General features: G+C 53.5%; 17 protein-coding genes. 4 read left to right on the forward strand and 13 right to left on the reverse strand.

The window, feature by feature from the left end; genetic code table 11:
* Positions 1 to 223 precede the first annotated feature (223 nt).
* Complete coding sequence (locus tag WHR59_RS22120) at positions 224 to 505, forward strand: YjcB family protein (RefSeq protein WP_016155360.1); 282 nt, start codon at positions 224 to 226, stop codon at positions 503 to 505.
* Positions 506 to 571: 66 nt separating this feature from the next.
* Here the strand turns inward: WHR59_RS22120 and ssb1 are convergent, their stop codons facing one another.
* Positions 572 to 1,096, reverse strand: a complete 525-nt coding sequence (gene ssb1 / locus WHR59_RS22125; RefSeq protein WP_003826621.1) for a single-stranded DNA-binding protein SSB1 — start codon at positions 1,094 to 1,096, stop codon at positions 572 to 574.
* 251 nt (positions 1,097 to 1,347) lie between these two features.
* Between ssb1 and uvrA the strand changes: the two genes are divergently transcribed.
* Positions 1,348 to 4,170, forward strand: coding sequence for an excinuclease ABC subunit UvrA (gene uvrA / locus WHR59_RS22130; RefSeq protein ID WP_016155358.1), 2,823 nt, complete (start codon positions 1,348 to 1,350; stop codon positions 4,168 to 4,170).
* 85 nt (positions 4,171 to 4,255) lie between these two features.
* Here the strand turns inward: uvrA and WHR59_RS22135 are convergent, their stop codons facing one another.
* The 5 genes from WHR59_RS22135 to dnaB all read right to left on the reverse strand — a co-directional run bounded on the left by WHR59_RS22135 (position 4,256) and on the right by dnaB (position 9,656).
* Positions 4,256 to 4,612 carry an MmcQ/YjbR family DNA-binding protein gene (locus WHR59_RS22135; RefSeq protein WP_006688292.1) on the reverse strand — a complete coding sequence of 119 codons (357 nt, stop codon included), beginning with the start codon at positions 4,610 to 4,612 and terminating at the stop codon, positions 4,256 to 4,258.
* A gap of 120 nt (positions 4,613 to 4,732) precedes the next feature.
* Positions 4,733 to 5,446: an acid phosphatase AphA gene (gene aphA, locus WHR59_RS22140; RefSeq protein WP_043018082.1), complete on the reverse strand. Its 714-nt coding sequence runs from the start codon at positions 5,444 to 5,446 to the stop codon at positions 4,733 to 4,735.
* A 247-nt stretch (positions 5,447 to 5,693) separates the two neighbouring features.
* A complete protein-coding gene (gene tyrB / locus WHR59_RS22145) occupies positions 5,694 to 6,887 on the reverse strand; it encodes an aromatic amino acid transaminase (protein ID WP_075145349.1) in 1,194 nt (397 codons plus the stop codon).
* Positions 6,888 to 7,015: 128 nt separating this feature from the next.
* The gene (gene alr, locus WHR59_RS22150) at positions 7,016 to 8,095 is read right to left on the reverse strand and encodes an alanine racemase (RefSeq protein ID WP_047407206.1); all 1,080 of its coding nucleotides are present in this window, start codon (positions 8,093 to 8,095) and stop codon (positions 7,016 to 7,018) included.
* Between the two features lie 145 nt (positions 8,096 to 8,240).
* On the reverse strand, positions 8,241 to 9,656 hold the full coding sequence (dnaB, locus tag WHR59_RS22155) for a replicative DNA helicase (RefSeq protein ID WP_087051804.1): 1,416 nt from the start codon (positions 9,654 to 9,656) through the stop codon (positions 8,241 to 8,243).
* Between the two features lie 64 nt (positions 9,657 to 9,720).
* Here dnaB and WHR59_RS22160 point away from each other — a divergent pair, with 64 nt between their 5' ends.
* Positions 9,721 to 10,704, forward strand: a complete 984-nt coding sequence (locus tag WHR59_RS22160; protein WP_043018510.1) for a quinone oxidoreductase — start codon at positions 9,721 to 9,723, stop codon at positions 10,702 to 10,704.
* Between the two features lie 301 nt (positions 10,705 to 11,005).
* Here the strand turns inward: WHR59_RS22160 and pspG are convergent, their stop codons facing one another.
* From pspG to WHR59_RS22175, 3 genes are all read right to left on the reverse strand, one after another.
* Entirely contained in the window at positions 11,006 to 11,248 is a 243-nt protein-coding gene (pspG, locus tag WHR59_RS22165; RefSeq protein WP_003031713.1) for an envelope stress response protein PspG, read from the reverse strand.
* Positions 11,249 to 11,381: 133 nt separating this feature from the next.
* The gene (gene dusA / locus WHR59_RS22170; RefSeq protein ID WP_003841361.1) at positions 11,382 to 12,380 is read right to left on the reverse strand and encodes a tRNA dihydrouridine(20/20a) synthase DusA; all 999 of its coding nucleotides are present in this window, start codon (positions 12,378 to 12,380) and stop codon (positions 11,382 to 11,384) included.
* A 106-nt stretch (positions 12,381 to 12,486) separates the two neighbouring features.
* A complete protein-coding gene (locus WHR59_RS22175) occupies positions 12,487 to 12,975 on the reverse strand; it encodes a cupin domain-containing protein (protein ID WP_338843464.1) in 489 nt (162 codons plus the stop codon).
* A gap of 115 nt (positions 12,976 to 13,090) precedes the next feature.
* Between WHR59_RS22175 and zur the strand changes: the two genes are divergently transcribed.
* Positions 13,091 to 13,609: a zinc uptake transcriptional repressor Zur gene (gene zur, locus WHR59_RS22180; protein ID WP_003031709.1), complete on the forward strand. Its 519-nt coding sequence runs from the start codon at positions 13,091 to 13,093 to the stop codon at positions 13,607 to 13,609.
* Positions 13,610 to 13,657: 48 nt separating this feature from the next.
* On the opposite strand, the gene WHR59_RS22185 is transcribed toward zur, so the two are convergent.
* The 4 genes from WHR59_RS22185 to WHR59_RS22200 form a co-directional block, all read right to left on the reverse strand.
* Positions 13,658 to 13,867, reverse strand: coding sequence for a CsbD family protein (locus tag WHR59_RS22185; protein ID WP_003031706.1), 210 nt, complete (start codon positions 13,865 to 13,867; stop codon positions 13,658 to 13,660).
* Positions 13,868 to 14,003: 136 nt separating this feature from the next.
* The gene (dinF, locus tag WHR59_RS22190; RefSeq protein ID WP_043018077.1) at positions 14,004 to 15,323 is read right to left on the reverse strand and encodes an MATE family efflux transporter DinF; all 1,320 of its coding nucleotides are present in this window, start codon (positions 15,321 to 15,323) and stop codon (positions 14,004 to 14,006) included.
* 132 nt (positions 15,324 to 15,455) lie between these two features.
* Entirely contained in the window at positions 15,456 to 16,064 is a 609-nt protein-coding gene (lexA, locus tag WHR59_RS22195; RefSeq protein WP_003826596.1) for a transcriptional repressor LexA, read from the reverse strand.
* 109 nt (positions 16,065 to 16,173) lie between these two features.
* On the reverse strand, positions 16,174 to 16,542 hold the full coding sequence (locus tag WHR59_RS22200; protein WP_003826594.1) for a diacylglycerol kinase: 369 nt from the start codon (positions 16,540 to 16,542) through the stop codon (positions 16,174 to 16,176).
* Positions 16,543 to 16,545 lie beyond the last annotated feature (3 nt).

The following is a 16,545-nucleotide window of genomic DNA, read 5'->3' on the forward strand; positions in this document are numbered from 1 at the left end:
ATTACCTGGTTGAATATAACCACACAGTAAACAGGGTTTTCATCCTGCAAAAATCACGTCCAGTACTGGTGAACAAACGAGCATATGTGATATAGTTCACAAAAATTATGTAACAGAAACAATGTTTCATTCATGTTATTGCCCGTCGATAGCCAGAGTACTACACCCTCGGTGAACACCCCCGCGCTGTCCTGGGCATCCAGACTTTCTGAGGACGTTTTTCATGGCAACGATAACAACTGGTGTGGTTCTACTGCGGTGGCAATTACTCAGCGCGGTGCTGATGTTTTTAGCCAGTACGCTCAATATCCGTTTTCGTAAATCAGATTATATTGGCCTGGCCGTCATTAGCAGCGGTTTAGGGCTGGTTTTTGCCTGCTGGTTTGCAACCGGATTACTCGGCATAACCCTGGTGGATATGTCCGCAATCTGGAAGAACATTGAAACCGTGATGGTTGAAGTGATGAGCCATACACCGCCAGACTGGCCGATGGTGTTGAACTAATAACGGAATTGCATATGGCTACCCCAATCCTGAGGTAGCCATAATTGTCAGCGAAATGCAGAGGGATTAGAACGGAATATCGTCGTCGAAATCCATCGGTGGCTCGTTAGAAGGCGCCGCCGGAGCTGACTGCTGCGGACGAGACTGCGCGCCGCCGCTGAACTGATTGCCGCCCTGAGGCTGCTGAGGCTGACCCCAACCACCCTGCTGCTGGCCGCCACCTGCCGGAGCACCACCACCCTGACGACCACCCAGCATTTGCATGGTGCCGCCAACGTTCACCACAACTTCAGTGGTGTACTTTTCTACGCCGGATTGGTCGGTCCATTTGCGGGTACGCAGCTGACCTTCGATATAGACCTGGGAACCTTTACGCAGATATTCGCTGGCCACTTCAGCCAGTTTGCCAAACAGCACAACACGGTGCCATTCAGTCTGCTCTTTCATTTCGCCGGTCGCTTTATCACGCCAGGATTCGGAAGTAGCCAGCGTAATGTTGGCGACTGCGCCACCATTCGGCATATAGCGTACTTCCGGGTCCTGGCCCAGATTACCGACGAGAATCACCTTGTTTACGCCTCTGCTGGCCATGATCGTGTCTCCTGAAAAACGTTACTGAATAAGTGTAAGCGCGGGATTGTAGCATTTCCAATAGCGCTTTTACTACGTTGCGAGATCGATTCCAGTAAACAACCCCGGACGGACATTGTTGCACAGGCATCTGCGTTTTGCATTCCAATACTGTATATCCATTCAGGTCAGGTTGTGTCATAATTAACCGTTTGTGATCGCCGGTAGCACCATGCAGCCAGGCAAAAAAGCGTTTAATCCGGGAAAGATGAATGGATAAGATCGAAGTTCGGGGCGCCCGCACCCATAATCTCAAAAACATCAACCTCGTCATCCCGCGCGACAAGCTGATTGTCGTCACCGGGCTTTCGGGCTCAGGCAAATCTTCGCTCGCTTTCGACACCTTGTATGCCGAAGGGCAGCGTCGTTACGTTGAATCCCTTTCCGCGTACGCGCGTCAGTTTCTGTCGCTGATGGAAAAGCCGGATGTCGACCACATTGAGGGGCTGTCTCCCGCCATCTCAATTGAACAAAAATCGACGTCCCACAACCCGCGATCCACGGTAGGTACCATTACCGAAATTCACGACTATCTGCGCCTGCTGTTTGCCCGCGTTGGCGAGCCGCGCTGCCCGGATCACGACGTCCCCCTGGCGGCGCAAACCGTTAGCCAGATGGTGGACAACGTCCTGTCGCAGCCGGAAGGCAAGCGTCTGATGCTACTGGCGCCGGTAATTAAAGAGCGTAAAGGGGAGCACACCAAAACGCTGGAAAACCTGGCAGGCCAGGGCTATATCCGCGCCCGTATCGATGGTGAAGTGTGCGACCTTTCCGATCCGCCCAAGCTTGAGTTGCAAAAGAAACACACGATTGAAGTGGTGATTGACCGCTTTAAAGTACGCGACGATCTCACCCAGCGCCTGGCGGAATCCTTTGAAACCGCGCTGGAACTGTCCGGAGGTACGGCGGTGGTCGCCGATATGGACGATCCAAAAGCGGAAGAACTGCTGTTCTCCGCCAACTTCGCCTGCCCGATCTGCGGCTACAGCATGCGCGAACTGGAACCTCGTCTGTTCTCGTTTAATAACCCGGCTGGCGCATGCCCGACCTGTGACGGTCTCGGCGTGCAGCAGTATTTCGATCCTGACCGGGTGATCCAAAATCCGGAACTGTCGCTGGCCGGCGGTGCTATCCGCGGCTGGGATCGTCGTAACTTCTATTACTTCCAGATGCTTAAGTCACTGGCGGAACACTATAAGTTCGACGTCGAAGCCCCATGGGCCAGCCTCAACCCTGCCGTGCATAAAGTGGTGCTGTACGGTTCCGGTAAAGAGAATATCGAATTTAAATATATGAACGATCGCGGCGATACATCCGTACGTCGCCATCCGTTTGAAGGCGTATTGCACAACATGGAGCGTCGTTATAAAGAGACGGAGTCCAGCGCGGTACGTGAAGAACTCGCCAAATTCATCAGCAACCGACCATGCGCCAGCTGTGAAGGGACGCGTTTACGCCGGGAAGCCCGCCACGTATTTGTTGAAAATACGCCGCTGCCCGCGATTTCCGACATGAGCATCGGTCATGCGATGGATTTCTTCAACAATCTGAAGCTTGCGGGTCAGCGGGCGAAAATTGCAGAAAAAATTCTTAAAGAGATTGGCGATCGTCTGAAATTCCTGGTCAACGTCGGCCTCAACTACCTGACGCTGTCGCGTTCAGCGGAAACGCTCTCCGGCGGCGAAGCCCAGCGAATTCGTCTGGCAAGCCAGATCGGCGCAGGTCTGGTCGGCGTAATGTACGTACTGGATGAGCCGTCTATTGGTCTGCATCAGCGCGATAACGAACGTCTGCTGGGTACGCTTATCCACCTGCGTAATCTGGGTAATACGGTTATTGTGGTCGAGCACGATGAAGACGCGATTCGCGCCGCTGACCACGTTATCGATATCGGTCCCGGTGCTGGCGTTCACGGCGGCCAGGTGGTTGCCGAAGGTACGCTGAAAGATATCATGGCGGTGCCTGAGTCGCTGACCGGCCAGTACATGAGCGGTAAGCGCAAAATTGAAGTACCGAAACAGCGCGTGGCAGCCGATCCGGAAAAAGTGCTGAAGCTCACCGGCGCGCGCGGCAACAACCTGAAAGATGTCACCCTGACGCTGCCGGTTGGTTTATTTACCTGCATTACCGGGGTTTCCGGTTCGGGTAAATCGACGCTGATTAACGACACACTGTTCCCGATTGCGCAGACAGCGCTGAACGGCGCTACGCTGGCTGAACCTGCGCCATATCGCGACGTTCAGGGTCTGGAACATTTCGACAAAGTGATCGACATTGACCAAAGCCCGATTGGCCGTACGCCGCGCTCTAACCCGGCGACCTACACCGGTGTGTTTACGCCAGTGCGCGAACTGTTTGCCGGTGTCCCGGAGTCGCGTGCGCGCGGTTATACGCCGGGTCGTTTCAGCTTTAACGTTCGCGGCGGACGCTGTGAAGCCTGTCAGGGCGACGGGGTGATCAAAGTCGAAATGCACTTTCTGCCGGATATCTATGTGCCGTGCGATCAGTGCAAAGGCAAGCGCTATAACCGCGAAACGCTGGAGATTAAGTACAAGGGCAAGACCATCCACGAAGTGCTGGATATGACGATTGAAGAAGCGCGTGAGTTCTTCGATGCCGTTCCGGCGCTGGCGCGTAAGCTGCAAACGCTGATGGACGTTGGCCTGACGTACATTCGACTGGGTCAGTCCGCTACCACGCTCTCAGGCGGTGAGGCGCAGCGCGTGAAGCTGGCGCGCGAGCTCTCCAAACGCGGTACCGGGCAAACGCTGTATATTCTCGACGAACCGACCACCGGTCTGCATTTTGCGGATATTCAGCAACTACTGGACGTGCTGCACCAGCTCCGGGATCAGGGCAACACCATCGTGGTGATTGAGCACAATCTGGACGTGATTAAGACCGCAGACTGGATTGTCGATCTTGGTCCGGAAGGCGGAAGCGGCGGTGGAGAAATTCTCGTCTCCGGTACGCCAGAAACGGTCGCTGAGTGTGAAGCCTCACACACGGCACGCTTCCTCAAACCGTTGTTGTAATTGCGCAACACTTGTCTGGCCTACAGAATATGCATAATTGCTTGTAGGCCGGATAAGGCGCTTGCGCCGCATCCGGCGAAACGGATCAGGGCTGCGCCAGTATCCGGCGTTTATCTTCCGGCAGCGTGTTGACGGCCTGCTGATAGGAGGCGTCTACCAGATAGTAGATTTGCGAATCCGGCAGCGAGCCATCCAGATACACCGTACTCCAGTGCGCTTTATTGAGATGTCGGCTTGGTCGTACATCGCTATGCTGCTGACGTAACAACTCTGCCAGCTCAGGGCTGGTTTTCAGAGACACCGCAGGGCGTTCTTCCACCTCTTTTACCATGGCAAAGAGCACATCTTCGACTTTGATCTGGGTGGCCTTCCAGTCACTGTGAACGCTCTGCTCCGCGCCCGTTTTTGCCATGCAGTATTGCAGCAACTCCGAATTCGTCATCTTTATTCCCCTTACCAGCATATTGCCTAATGAGAACATCTTTTATTCAGTGTGCAGCAAGTCCGCAAAAGGTAAAAGCCGTGAACGTAAATTTGTTTAAAAAACCAGCAATCGATGGTCTCAGTACTCCGAGTTGACGATCACCTCTTCACCAAACGCACCGGCCTGCGGCAGCGGTTTATACGTGGAATTAGAGGCGCGCAAAATACGAATACCGCGAATACCTACGTCGCGAGCGGCGGTGATGTCATTATCAGAGTCACCGTAGAACATGCGGACATTTTTATCCTGTAGCCACTGCGTTTTGGTGTTCTGACCCGGCTTATCACCGGCGAAAATGACTGGATTCATATTACCAGCCGGGATGTGAAAGTTATCGGACAGCGTTTTCGACACGGTTTCCGTTTTCGTCTGGCTACGCCCGGTTACGAAAAAAATGCTGTCGCCGCGACGCACGTGCATATCAATCAGCTGACGAGCGACCTCTTTTGGAATGCTGAATTCGTCCCAGCCATTGTTCATTTTTTCCCAGAAAGCCGGATTCTTCAGGTAATCCTCACTATCCGGTGAATACGTTTTTTTACCGCGCCAGAAGCCAGGGCTGGAAAAGAGGACGGTGTCATCAATATCAAACCCGACGGCCATCGGCGGGCGTCCGGTCAGACTGTTTTCAATTTGTGCCACGGAGACCCAGTGAATGGGTGCCTGCTCAGCGAGTTTTGCAACGTTGGTGCCTGGATTAAGCTGAGAGGGAGAGGAAACTAACGCCTGGGCTGGCTGATTTAGCGTGAACAATAAACAAACGGCACTCAGTGCCAACGTAAACTTGCGCATATTTTTCCCTAAGTAGTCAGTTAGTTATCATTTTTTTATTAACAACTGGTCAAAAAACTATCTGACCTTACCCCTTAGGGGAAGGGAAAGGAAGGATTTTCTCTGGTTTTGTCCTGGAAAAGGAGCACGATCACACAGGAAAGTGCGCCTGATGGCACTACACTTATCGGCCTACAAACGAAAATCCATATCCATTTGTAGGCCGGATAAGGCGTTCACGCCGCCATCCGGCAACACACAAAGCCAATTACATGACGGCGGCAAATGCCTTCGCCACGCGCTGCACGTTACCGTGATTCAGCCCGGCCACGCACATACGACCGCTGGCTATCAGGTACACACCGAACTCATCGCGCAGGCGATCGACCTGAGCGGCGCTAAGCCCGGTATAGCTGAACATTCCGCGTTGTTGCAGCAGGTAATCAAAGTTGCGACCAGGGATCTCCGCATTTAATACCTTAACCAGCTCCTGGCGCATCGCCAGAATGCGGGTACGCATCTCTTCGACTTCCGCCAGCCAGTTAGCTTTCAGCGCGTCATCCCCCAACACCGCGGCAACCACCTGCGCACCAAAGTTTGGCGGGCTGGAGTAGTTACGGCGCACCGTCGCTTTTAGCTGCCCTAAAACGCGGCTGGCGGCATCAGCGTCTTCACATACTACTGACAGTCCGCCGACACGCTCGCCGTACAAAGAGAAAATCTTCGAGAATGAGTTGCTGACCAGAGCAGGCAATCCGGCACTGGCAATGGCGCGGATCGCATAGGCATCGTCTTCCATTCCACCGCCGAAACCCTGGTAAGCAATATCCAGGAATGGGATCAGATCGCGTGCTTTCAGGATCTCTATGACGCCATCCCACTGCGCGGGAGTTAAATCCGCCCCCGTCGGGTTATGGCAGCACGGATGCAGCAGTACGATGCTGCGCGCCGGTAAGGTATTCAGCGTGGTCAGCAGGTCGTTGAAACGCACACCGTTGGTCGTGTCGTCATACCAGGGGTAAGTACCTACTTCGAACCCTGCGCCTTCAAAAATCGCGATGTGGTTTTCCCAGGTCGGGTCGCTGACCCACACGCCAGAATCAGGGAAATAGCGTTTCAGGAAGTCTGCGCCAACTTTTAGCGCGCCGGAGCCGCCCAGCGTCTGAATCGTTGCGACGCGCTGCTGCTGGAGAACCGGATGATCTGCGCCAAACAGCAGCGGCGCAATAGTATGGCGATACGTGTTCAGACCTTCCATCGGCAGATACAGCGAAGCGCCATGCGGTTTGGCATTAAGTCGGGCTTCGGCTTCCGCCACCGCTTTAAGCTGAGGAATAATGCCGTCTTCGTTGTAATACAGACCGATACTGAGGTTCACTTTGTCGCTACGTGAATCTTCTTTGAAACGCTCCATGAGCGATAAAATCGGGTCGCCTGCGTAGGCGTCAACTTTTTGAAACACGTGTGGTTCTCCAGGTTTACAGGCAGAGGTTAAGAACACAATAAACCGGAAGCGGGAGAAGATCGAGAGGATGTTGAGAGGAATATTGCCGGAAGGCGGCGTAACCGCCTGTCCGGCACTTCATGCTGTTAATCGATATACTTCATCGCCACCCTTGAGGTCAGGCGCGTAATAAGTTCGTAAGCACTTACTTTCGTCATTTCAGCAATGCGTTCAACGGGCAGGCCCTCGCCCCACAGAATCACCGAATCACCCGCTTTGTCCTGCGCCTCGGGGCCTAAATCGACGCAGATCATATCCATCGCGACGCGACCGACGATCGGTACCTCACGGCCATTAACCAGGACTGGCGTCCCGGACGGCGCTGCGCGCGGATAACCATCGCCATAGCCCATCGCCACCACGCCCAGACGCGTGTCGCGCTCGCTCAGCCAGGTTCCACCGTATCCAACCGGTTCGCCCGCTTTGTGCTCACGCACCGCAATCAGGCTGGAGGTCAGCGACATCACCGGCTGGCAGCCAAAATCGGCGCCGATAGAGTGGTTTTCCAACGGCGATACGCCATACAGAATCAGCCCCGGACGCGCCCAGTCGAAGTGAGACTGCGGCCACAGCAAAATCCCCCCCGACGCGGCAATCGAACGCTGCCCCGGTTTGCCTGCGCAAAAACTATTGAAGATATCGAGCTGTTTTTCGGTCGCGCCACATTCAGGCTCGTCCGCACGTGCAAAGTGGCTGACGATATTGACCGGCTGGCGCACGTTTTCACATTGCGTTAAGCGCTGATAAAACGCCTCGGCCTGCTCAGGACGCACGCCCAGGCGGTGCATTCCCGTGTCGAGCTTCATCCAGACGGTGACAGGTTCAGCCAGTTCAGCGGCTTCCAGAGCGTCAAGTTGCTCCTGGTTATGGACAGCAGTATGCAGACGCTGCGCGGAAATAGTCGGCAGATCGGAGGCATCAAAAAATCCCTCCAGCAGCAGGATGGGCTGCGTGATCCCTCCCGCTCGCAAGCGCAGGGCTTCTTCAAGACGAGCGACACCAAAAGCGTCCGCATCGGGGAGCGTTCGCGCGGTCTCTAACAGACCATGGCCGTAGGCGTTCGCTTTCACGACCGCAACCAGTTTGCTGGCGGGAGCCAGTTCACGCAGACGTTGCAGGTTGTGTCGCAGAGCGCGGCGGTTAATGACTACAGTTGCCGCTTGCATTTGTATTCCTTTATAAAAGAATCTTCTAAATCATTCGTGTTGCTGGAGGGCGACAAGCCTGAGAATCCCCGGGAGCTCAGTAAACTAAGTGACCGGGATGAACGGGCGTAGTCAACGCATCTGCAGCATGAAGGATGACGGAGATTTATTCGTCGTCGTATTGTGGGCCCGCATAGTTATCGAAGCGCGACCACTGACCGTTAAACGTCAGGCGCACCGTACCGATCGGGCCGTTACGTTGCTTACCAATAATGATTTCCGCGATCCCTTTCAGGTCGCTGTTTTCGTGATAAACCTCATCACGATAAATAAACATGATTAAGTCGGCATCCTGCTCGATGGAGCCGGACTCACGCAGATCCGAGTTAACCGGGCGCTTGTCGGCGCGCTGTTCCAGAGAGCGGTTAAGCTGCGACAGCGCCACCACCGGCACATGCAGTTCTTTCGCTAACGCTTTCAGCGAGCGGGAGATTTCTGCAATTTCCAGCGTACGGTTGTCGGAGAGCGACGGCACACGCATCAGCTGCAGGTAGTCGATCATGATAAGTCCGATGCCGCCGTGTTCACGGGCGATACGACGAGCACGCGAGCGCACTTCCGTTGGCGTCAGGCCGGAGGAGTCATCAATATAGATGTTTCGTTTCTCCAGCAAAATACCCATTGTTCCGGAAATTCGCGCCCAGTCCTCATCATCCAGTTGACCAGTACGAATTTTGGTTTGGTCGACGCGTGAGAGCGAGGCCAGGGAACGCATCATGATCTGTTCTGAGGGCATTTCAAGACTGAAGATAAGAACCGGCTTATCCTGCAACATCGCCGCATTTTCGACGAGGTTCATTGCAAATGTCGTTTTACCCATCGACGGACGCGCGGCGACAATAATTAAGTCTGACGGCTGCAAACCAGCCGTCTTTTTATTAAGGTCGTCATAACCGGTGTTTACCCCGGTGACGCCGTCGTGTGGCTGCTGGAATAACTGCTCGATACGCGCGACGGTTGCGTCGAGCACATCGGTGATATTTTTCGGGCCTTCGTCTTTGTTGGCGCGGCTTTCTGCAATTTTAAAGACGCGGGATTCCGCAAGGTCCAGCAGATCTTCACTGGAACGGCCTTGTGGATCAAACCCAGCTTCCGCGATTTCATTCGCGACCGAAATCATGTCACGAACAACTGCACGTTCGCGGACGATATCAGCATAAGCGCTAATATTCGCCGCACTTGGCGTATTTTTAGATAACTCAGCCAGATAAGCAAAACCGCCGACGCTGTCCAGTTGCCCCTGAACCTCCAGCGATTCAGCGAGCGTGATCAGATCGATGGGTTTCCCCATCTCCTGCAGGCGATGCATTTCCGTGAAGATATGCCGGTGCGGTCGGGTATAAAAATCCTCCGCCACCACACGCTCGGCGACATCGTCCCAGCGTTCGTTATCCAGCATTAAACCGCCCAACACCGACTGTTCCGCTTCAATCGAGTGCGGCGGTACTTTCAGCCCGGCGACCTGGGGATCGCGATCACGAGCATCAGTCTGTTGTTTGTTGAAGGGTTTATTTCCTGCCATAGTGAATGGAGTTACCGAGATAATGATTGGGTCGAAAGATTACCACATTTCTTTTGGAGGAAGCATGGCAACACGTATTGAATTTCACAAGCATGGTGGCCCTGATGTACTCAAGGCTGTGGAGTTTACGCCCGTAGACCCGGCGGAAAACGAAATCCAGGTCGAGAACAAAGCGATTGGGATCAACTATATCGACACCTACATCCGCAGTGGTCTTTATCCACCGCCTTCTCTGCCCAGCGGTCTGGGAACCGAAGCCGCAGGCGTGGTCAGCAAAGTCGGTAGCAACGTGACGCACATTAAAGCCGGCGATCGCGTGGTTTACGCTCAGTCCCCCCTGGGCGCCTACAGCTCAGTGCATAACGTTCCGGCTGATAAAGCCGCCATCCTGCCTAACGCTATCTCGTTTGAACAAGCCGCCGCCTCATTTCTTAAAGGGCTTACCGTATTTTATCTGTTACGTAAAACCTATGAAATTCAGCCTGATGAACCGTTTTTGTTCCATGCTGCTGCGGGCGGCGTCGGTATGATTGCCTGCCAGTGGGCAAAAGCATTAGGTGCGAAGCTGATTGGAACCGTCGGCAGTGCGCAAAAAGCGCAAATTGCGCTGCAGGCCGGCGCATGGCAGGTCATTAACTATCGTGAAGAAAGCATTGCTGAACGAGTGAAAGAGATAACTGGCGGAAAAAAAGTGCGGGTGGTGTATGACTCGGTGGGGAAAGATACCTGGGAAGCCTCGTTGGATTGTCTGCAGCGCCGCGGACTGATGGTCAGTTTTGGCAACGCGTCCGGACCAGTGACCGGTGTAAATTTAGGGATTCTGAATCAGAAAGGTTCGCTATACGTGACCCGTCCCTCTCTGCAGGGTTACATCACCAACCACAACGAATTAACCGAAGCCAGTAATGAGCTTTTCTCATTGATTGCCAGTGGGGTAATAAAAGTGGATGTCGCACCTGGTCAGACATTTGCGCTGCACGACGCACAGCGTGCCCATGAAGTGCTGGAAAGTCGCGCCACGCAGGGATCGAGTTTGCTGATCCCGTAGCCCCCTCATTTCCCCTAAATAATTTAAGCTCCAGGACGGCGGCAATTGAGTGAATCCCCAGGAGCTTACTGGAGTAAGTGACTGGGGTGAATGAAAGCAGCCAACACACCTGGAGTTTGAATTATGACGGGGAAAGAAAGAATTAGGGCTTCCCGCAGGAAGCCCTTTCTTTTTTTAGTTCGGCTGTATGTAGGGTACAGCTCGATGAATTCGTTAACCTGGCAATAGTGACAGATTTGATAATCAATTCCTATTTGGTTCTAAAGGCAATGTTGCAGGTTGTGACGCACCGCTCAATACCTTAGTAAAATCGGCGGTTATTGCGCTGATACTGTGGGACTTTTGGCGCTTTTATCGCCTTGATAACCCACACCACGGCAACGGCCAGCAGCAGCCAGGGAAGCAGTTTAATCATCAAGGCAAATAGTCCGCCTAAAAACATCACTGCCGTAGCTACCACCAATGCGGCCAACACACCCAGCAAAGATACGCCGGTGACCATCAGCATGATAAAAAATCCAATCACAAAAAGTAGTTCCAGCATGGCTCTCTCCCGAAATGAAGTACTCTCCATAGCTTTACAAGAAACATGCCAAAATTAATATATTGATTTATAAAGAAAACGCCCCGCGACAAAGTGCAGGGCGTGGTGAAATTAACTAACTTTTGGCGAAAACTTAACGCTTGTCAGCGACCAGCTTCAGCGCATGTTCCAGAACGTTAATATCTGCCCCAGCTTTATGCGCATTTTCGCTCAGATAGCGACGCCACTGACGGGCCCCTGGAATCCCCTGAAACAGCCCCAGCATATGGCGCGTCACATGCCCCAGATAGGTTCCCTTACTCAGTTCACGCTCAATATACGGGTACATGGCGCGCACCACGGCAACCGGATCGGCATCTTCGGTGGCAGCAGCAAAAATCTCACGGTCAACGGACGCCAGAATACCTGGGTTTTGGTAAGCTTCACGCCCCACCATCACGCCATCCATATGTTGCAGATGAATTTTTGCTTCTTCCAGCGATTTAATGCCGCCGTTAATCGACATCGTCAGATGCGGGAAATCACGCTTTAGCTGATAAACGCGGTCGTAATCCAGCGGTGGGATCTCGCGGTTTTCTTTCGGGCTTAACCCGGATAGCCAGGCCTTGCGGGCGTGAATAATAAACATCTCACATTCGCCGTTGCCAGATACCGTGTTGATGAAATCGCACAGGAATTCGTAGCTGTCCTGATCATCAATACCAATACGCGTTTTCACCGTAACCGGTATCGACACCACGTCGCGCATTGCTTTGACGCAATCGGCGACCAGTTGTGCATTCCCCATCAGACAGGCGCCAAACATGCCATTCTGTACGCGGTCGGAAGGACAACCCACGTTGAGGTTAATTTCGTCATAGCCCCGCTGTTCAGCGAGCTTCGCACACTGCGCCAGTGCTGCCGGATCGCTCCCACCCAATTGTAATGCTACTGGGTGCTCTTCTTCGCTATACGCCAGATAATCGCCTTTACCATGAATGATCGCGCCGGTAGTTACCATCTCCGTATAGAGCAGCGTCTGGCTGGACAGTAAGCGCAAAAAATAGCGACAGTGTCTGTCCGTCCAGTCGAGCATCGGCGCGATAGAAAAACGATGAGCGGGAAAAGCGGTAGACTGAGATTCAGGCAGCATGGCGAATATTCAAGCATCCGGTTAAAAAAGGGGCGCTACTATAGCATAGACCGTTACGATAGTGAGCCACATCCTCGCGGTTATCCCTCCGTAGCCCCCACGCGCGCTATTTACGCCCGGGTTTTCCGTCATGAGAGCCAAAAAACTGCGGCGGATGGTCGACCCAGCGATCCTCGCGCGTAGCCGCATAGACAGGGTTAAGCGGGTAATATATGCGGTTATGTTTTTTATTCGCTTCACCTACGACCAGCAGACGCACCTCTTCACTGGTGTTATTGATAAAGGTGTGACACACGCCGGTGCCCGCCGGGAAACCAACGCTGTCGCCCGGTTCCAGCTTCCATAAATAACCGTTAATCCAGGCCTCAGGATATCCTTCCAGCACATAGATAAACTCTTCCTCATCGCTTTCAGCGTGCGGGTACGACGTGCGCCGCCCCGGCGGCAGGCGTTCATGATAAATACCGAGCCGCCCTAACCCGAGCTTGCGGGCAAGCGGCGCGCCAATCGAAAACAACTCATTGCTGTCGGGATAAGTGGCGTCATCAGCCCCCTCAACTTCTCGCCAGTGGCGAATACAATCGGGTCTTTTCATGTTTATTTTCCAGTATTGCGATGCGTCAGGTATAGCACACCACGGTGGATCTCGGCGTTTTAAGCAGAACATGTTAAAGTAAGGGATTAACCTTCCACGCAAATCGAGGCGCCAAATGGACAAAACCACTACGCAGGAGTTATTGGCTCAAGCTGAAAAACTCTGTGCGCAACGCAACGTGCGACTTACGCCACAACGCCTCGAAGTGCTGCGCCTGATGAGCCTGCAGGAAGGCGCAATTAGCGCCTATGACCTGCTTGACCTGCTGCGGGAAACCGAGCCACAGGCGAAACCGCCGACCGTGTATCGTGCGCTCGACTTTCTGCTGGAACAAGGGTTTGTGCATAAGGTGGAATCCACCAACAGCTATGTGCTTTGCCACCTGTTCGATCAGCCAACCCACAGTTCCGCAATGTTCATTTGCGATCGCTGTGGCGTGGTAAAAGAAGAGTGTGCGGAAGGCGTGGAAGACATCATGCATACGCTGGCGGCAAAAATGGGCTTTGCCCTGCGGCATAACGTTATTGAAGCCCACGGGCTGTGCCCGGCCTGTGTGGAGGTTGAGTCATGCCGTCATCCTGGCGAATGCCAGCATGACCATACGATTCAGGTGAAGAAGAAAGTTGGGCGCTAGATAAGGAGGAGAGCGTACATCCTTGTACTCTCAGGAGGGAGGGGTTAATTACCAGCGGTAATCATTACGTTTTTCCCAATCATTAACTTCTTTTTCCGCCTGATCTTTCGCGTAACCGTAACGCTCCTGGACTTTACCGACCAGTTGGTCACGTTTACCTTCAATGACCGTCATATCATCATCGGTCAGTTTGCCCCATTGCTCTTTCACTTTACCTTTAAACTGCTTCCAGTTGCCGCCGACTTCGTCTTTATTCATCATCAAGTCCTCATCGTTAGGTTGTGAATAGCGAGAGTGCCATGTCCAGACACATGCTGTTTTTGCTGGACGTGAGAATAAGTGTAGTCAGGGATTCTGGGTTTTATTTACTATTCGGAATTTTTAACCATCCTGCTCAGGCGAACCAGGTTCCATTACGCCAGTGGCGTCGCCAGATAATGGCCAGTGAAAGCCCACGCAACGTGAGGAAAACGCTTAATGCCAGCCACAAACCATGATTTCCAAGCCACGGTAAAGCGAGCAGCGTTAATGCGAATCCCGCTGCGGCAACGGCCATACTGTTACGCATTTCTGCAGCCCGCGTCGCGCCAATAAACATCCCGTCGAGCAGATAACACCACACCCCCACCAGCGGCAAAACCACCTGCCAGAAGAGATAGCGATCGGCCAGCAGTTGGATCTGCGGCAGCGAGGTCAGCAGCGCCACAATCTGCTCGCCAAACAGGGCATAAACCAGCGAAAACAAAATAGCCACAATACCGGACTGTCGACAGGCCGCCCGCCAGACATCCAGCAACTGGCTACCATCTCGCGCCCCATAGGCCTGACCCGAATGCGCTTCCACGGCATAGGCAAATCCGTCCAGCGCGTAGGCGGTAAAAGTCAGCAAGGTCATCAGAACGGCATTAACCGCAATGATATCGCCTCCCAGACGCGCACCCAGCACCGTGATAGCGCCAAAACAGAGTTGTAGCAGCAGCGAGCGCAGCATGATGTCGCGGTTGAGCGCCAACAAACGACGGAAGTTGCCACGCCACGCCTGCTTCAGCATTGCCAGTGAAATGCCACGCATATGCAGGACTTTACGTACCATCATCAGGCCAATCAGCAGGGTGGCATATTCGGCAATCACCGTCGCCAGCGCCGCTCCCTGCACGTTCATATGCAGGCCCATCACCAGCCATAAATCGAGTACGATGTTGAGAATATTACCGACGATCAACAGGATAACCGGCGCACGCGCATACTGAACGCCAAGCAGCCAGCCGAGCAGCACCAGATTCGCCAGAGACGCGGGTGCGCTTAACCAACGGATTTCCAGGAAACGTCGGGCCTGCTCCAGTACCGCTTCACTTCCCCCGACAATATGCAGAGCCAGATCGATAATCGGTGTACGAAACAGTGCGATAAGCAGCCCCGCTCCCAGCGCCAGCATTAGCGGCTGCACCAGCGCGCGCGCCAGCGCCTGCGGATTTTTCGCGCCAAATGCCTGCGCGGTAAGACCTGTGGTACTCATGCGCAGGAAAAGCAGCAACATAAAGAGAAAACTGGTCGCCGTGGCGCCAACCGCAACGCCGCCAAGATAGACTGGGCTATCCAGATGACCAATCACAGCGGTATCCACCAGTCCCAGCAGGGGAACGGTGATATTGGAAAAGATCATCGGTAAGGCGAGGTGCCAGAGTGCTTTATCAGAAGAGGTAAAGAAAGGCATACAGGAGAGCCTGGAAGAAGTTAGAGGTACTGAAAAAAATGTTGTCCATGCCCAACAAGCGCAGCGCCATCGGGCACGTTGCCGGATGGCGACATAAACGTCTTATCCGGCCTACAGGGCATTAACAGAAAATTACAGCCATTCACCGTTACGAATAACGCCTACCGCCAGTCCTTCGATAGTGAAGTTTTGCTCACGCAGGTCGACAACGATGGGTTTAAATTCGCTGTTTTCTGGCAAGAGTTCAACCTTGTTGCCCTGTTTTTTCAGGCGCTTAACGGTGACTTCGTCATCGATACGGGCAACAACGACCTGACCGTTACGCACGTCCTGTGTTTTATGCACAGCGAGTAAATCACCGTCCATAATACCGATATCTTTCATCGACATACCACTAACGCGCAGCAGAAAATCGGCGTTCGGTTTGAACAGTGAAGGATCGACCTGGTAGTGGCCTTCGATGTGCTGCTGCGCCAGCAGTGGCTCACCTGCAGCCACACGCCCAACAAGCGGTAACCCTTCTTCTTCTTCCTGCAGCAGTCGAATACCGCGCGATGCACCGGATACAATTTCCAGCACCCCTTTACGCGCCAGCGCTTTCAGATGTTCTTCAGCAGCGTTTGGGGAACGGAACCCCAAACGCTGCGCGATCTCCGCACGCGTCGGTGGCATACCTGTCTGGCTGATGTGATCCCTAATGAGATCAAACACCTCTTGCTGCCTGGCCGTTAACGCTTTCATTCCGCCCCCTGGGTGTATATACAGTTATGCTGTGAGTATATACAGCTAAAGGTGATTTTGGAACCGCAAACTGCACAAAAAACAGGAGATTTATGCAGTTGTGGAATCTTTATCGCAAATGCGACCACAACAGGATGCCCCAGGTGATCAGAGCGACAAAAATAGACAGCAATACCGCCGCCGACCCCATATCTTTTGCCCGACCGGAAAGTTCGTGATACTCAGAGCCAATACGGTCAACCACCGCCTCAATCGCACTGTTGAGGATTTCAACGATCATCACCAGCATCACGGAACCAATCAACAGCACGCGGGTAATGGCATCGACGTCCAGCCAGCAGGCGATGGCTACGCCCAACAGGACGGCAACGCTTTCCTGACGGAATGCCGCCTCATTGATCCATGCGGCGCGAAAACCTTTCCAGGAATAGCCTGCAGCTTTGATAATTCGGGTGAATCCAGTGGTATTATTGGCCATCAA

Source organism: Citrobacter europaeus, assembly GCF_037482245.1.
GTDB lineage: Bacteria > Pseudomonadota > Gammaproteobacteria > Enterobacterales > Enterobacteriaceae > Citrobacter > Citrobacter europaeus.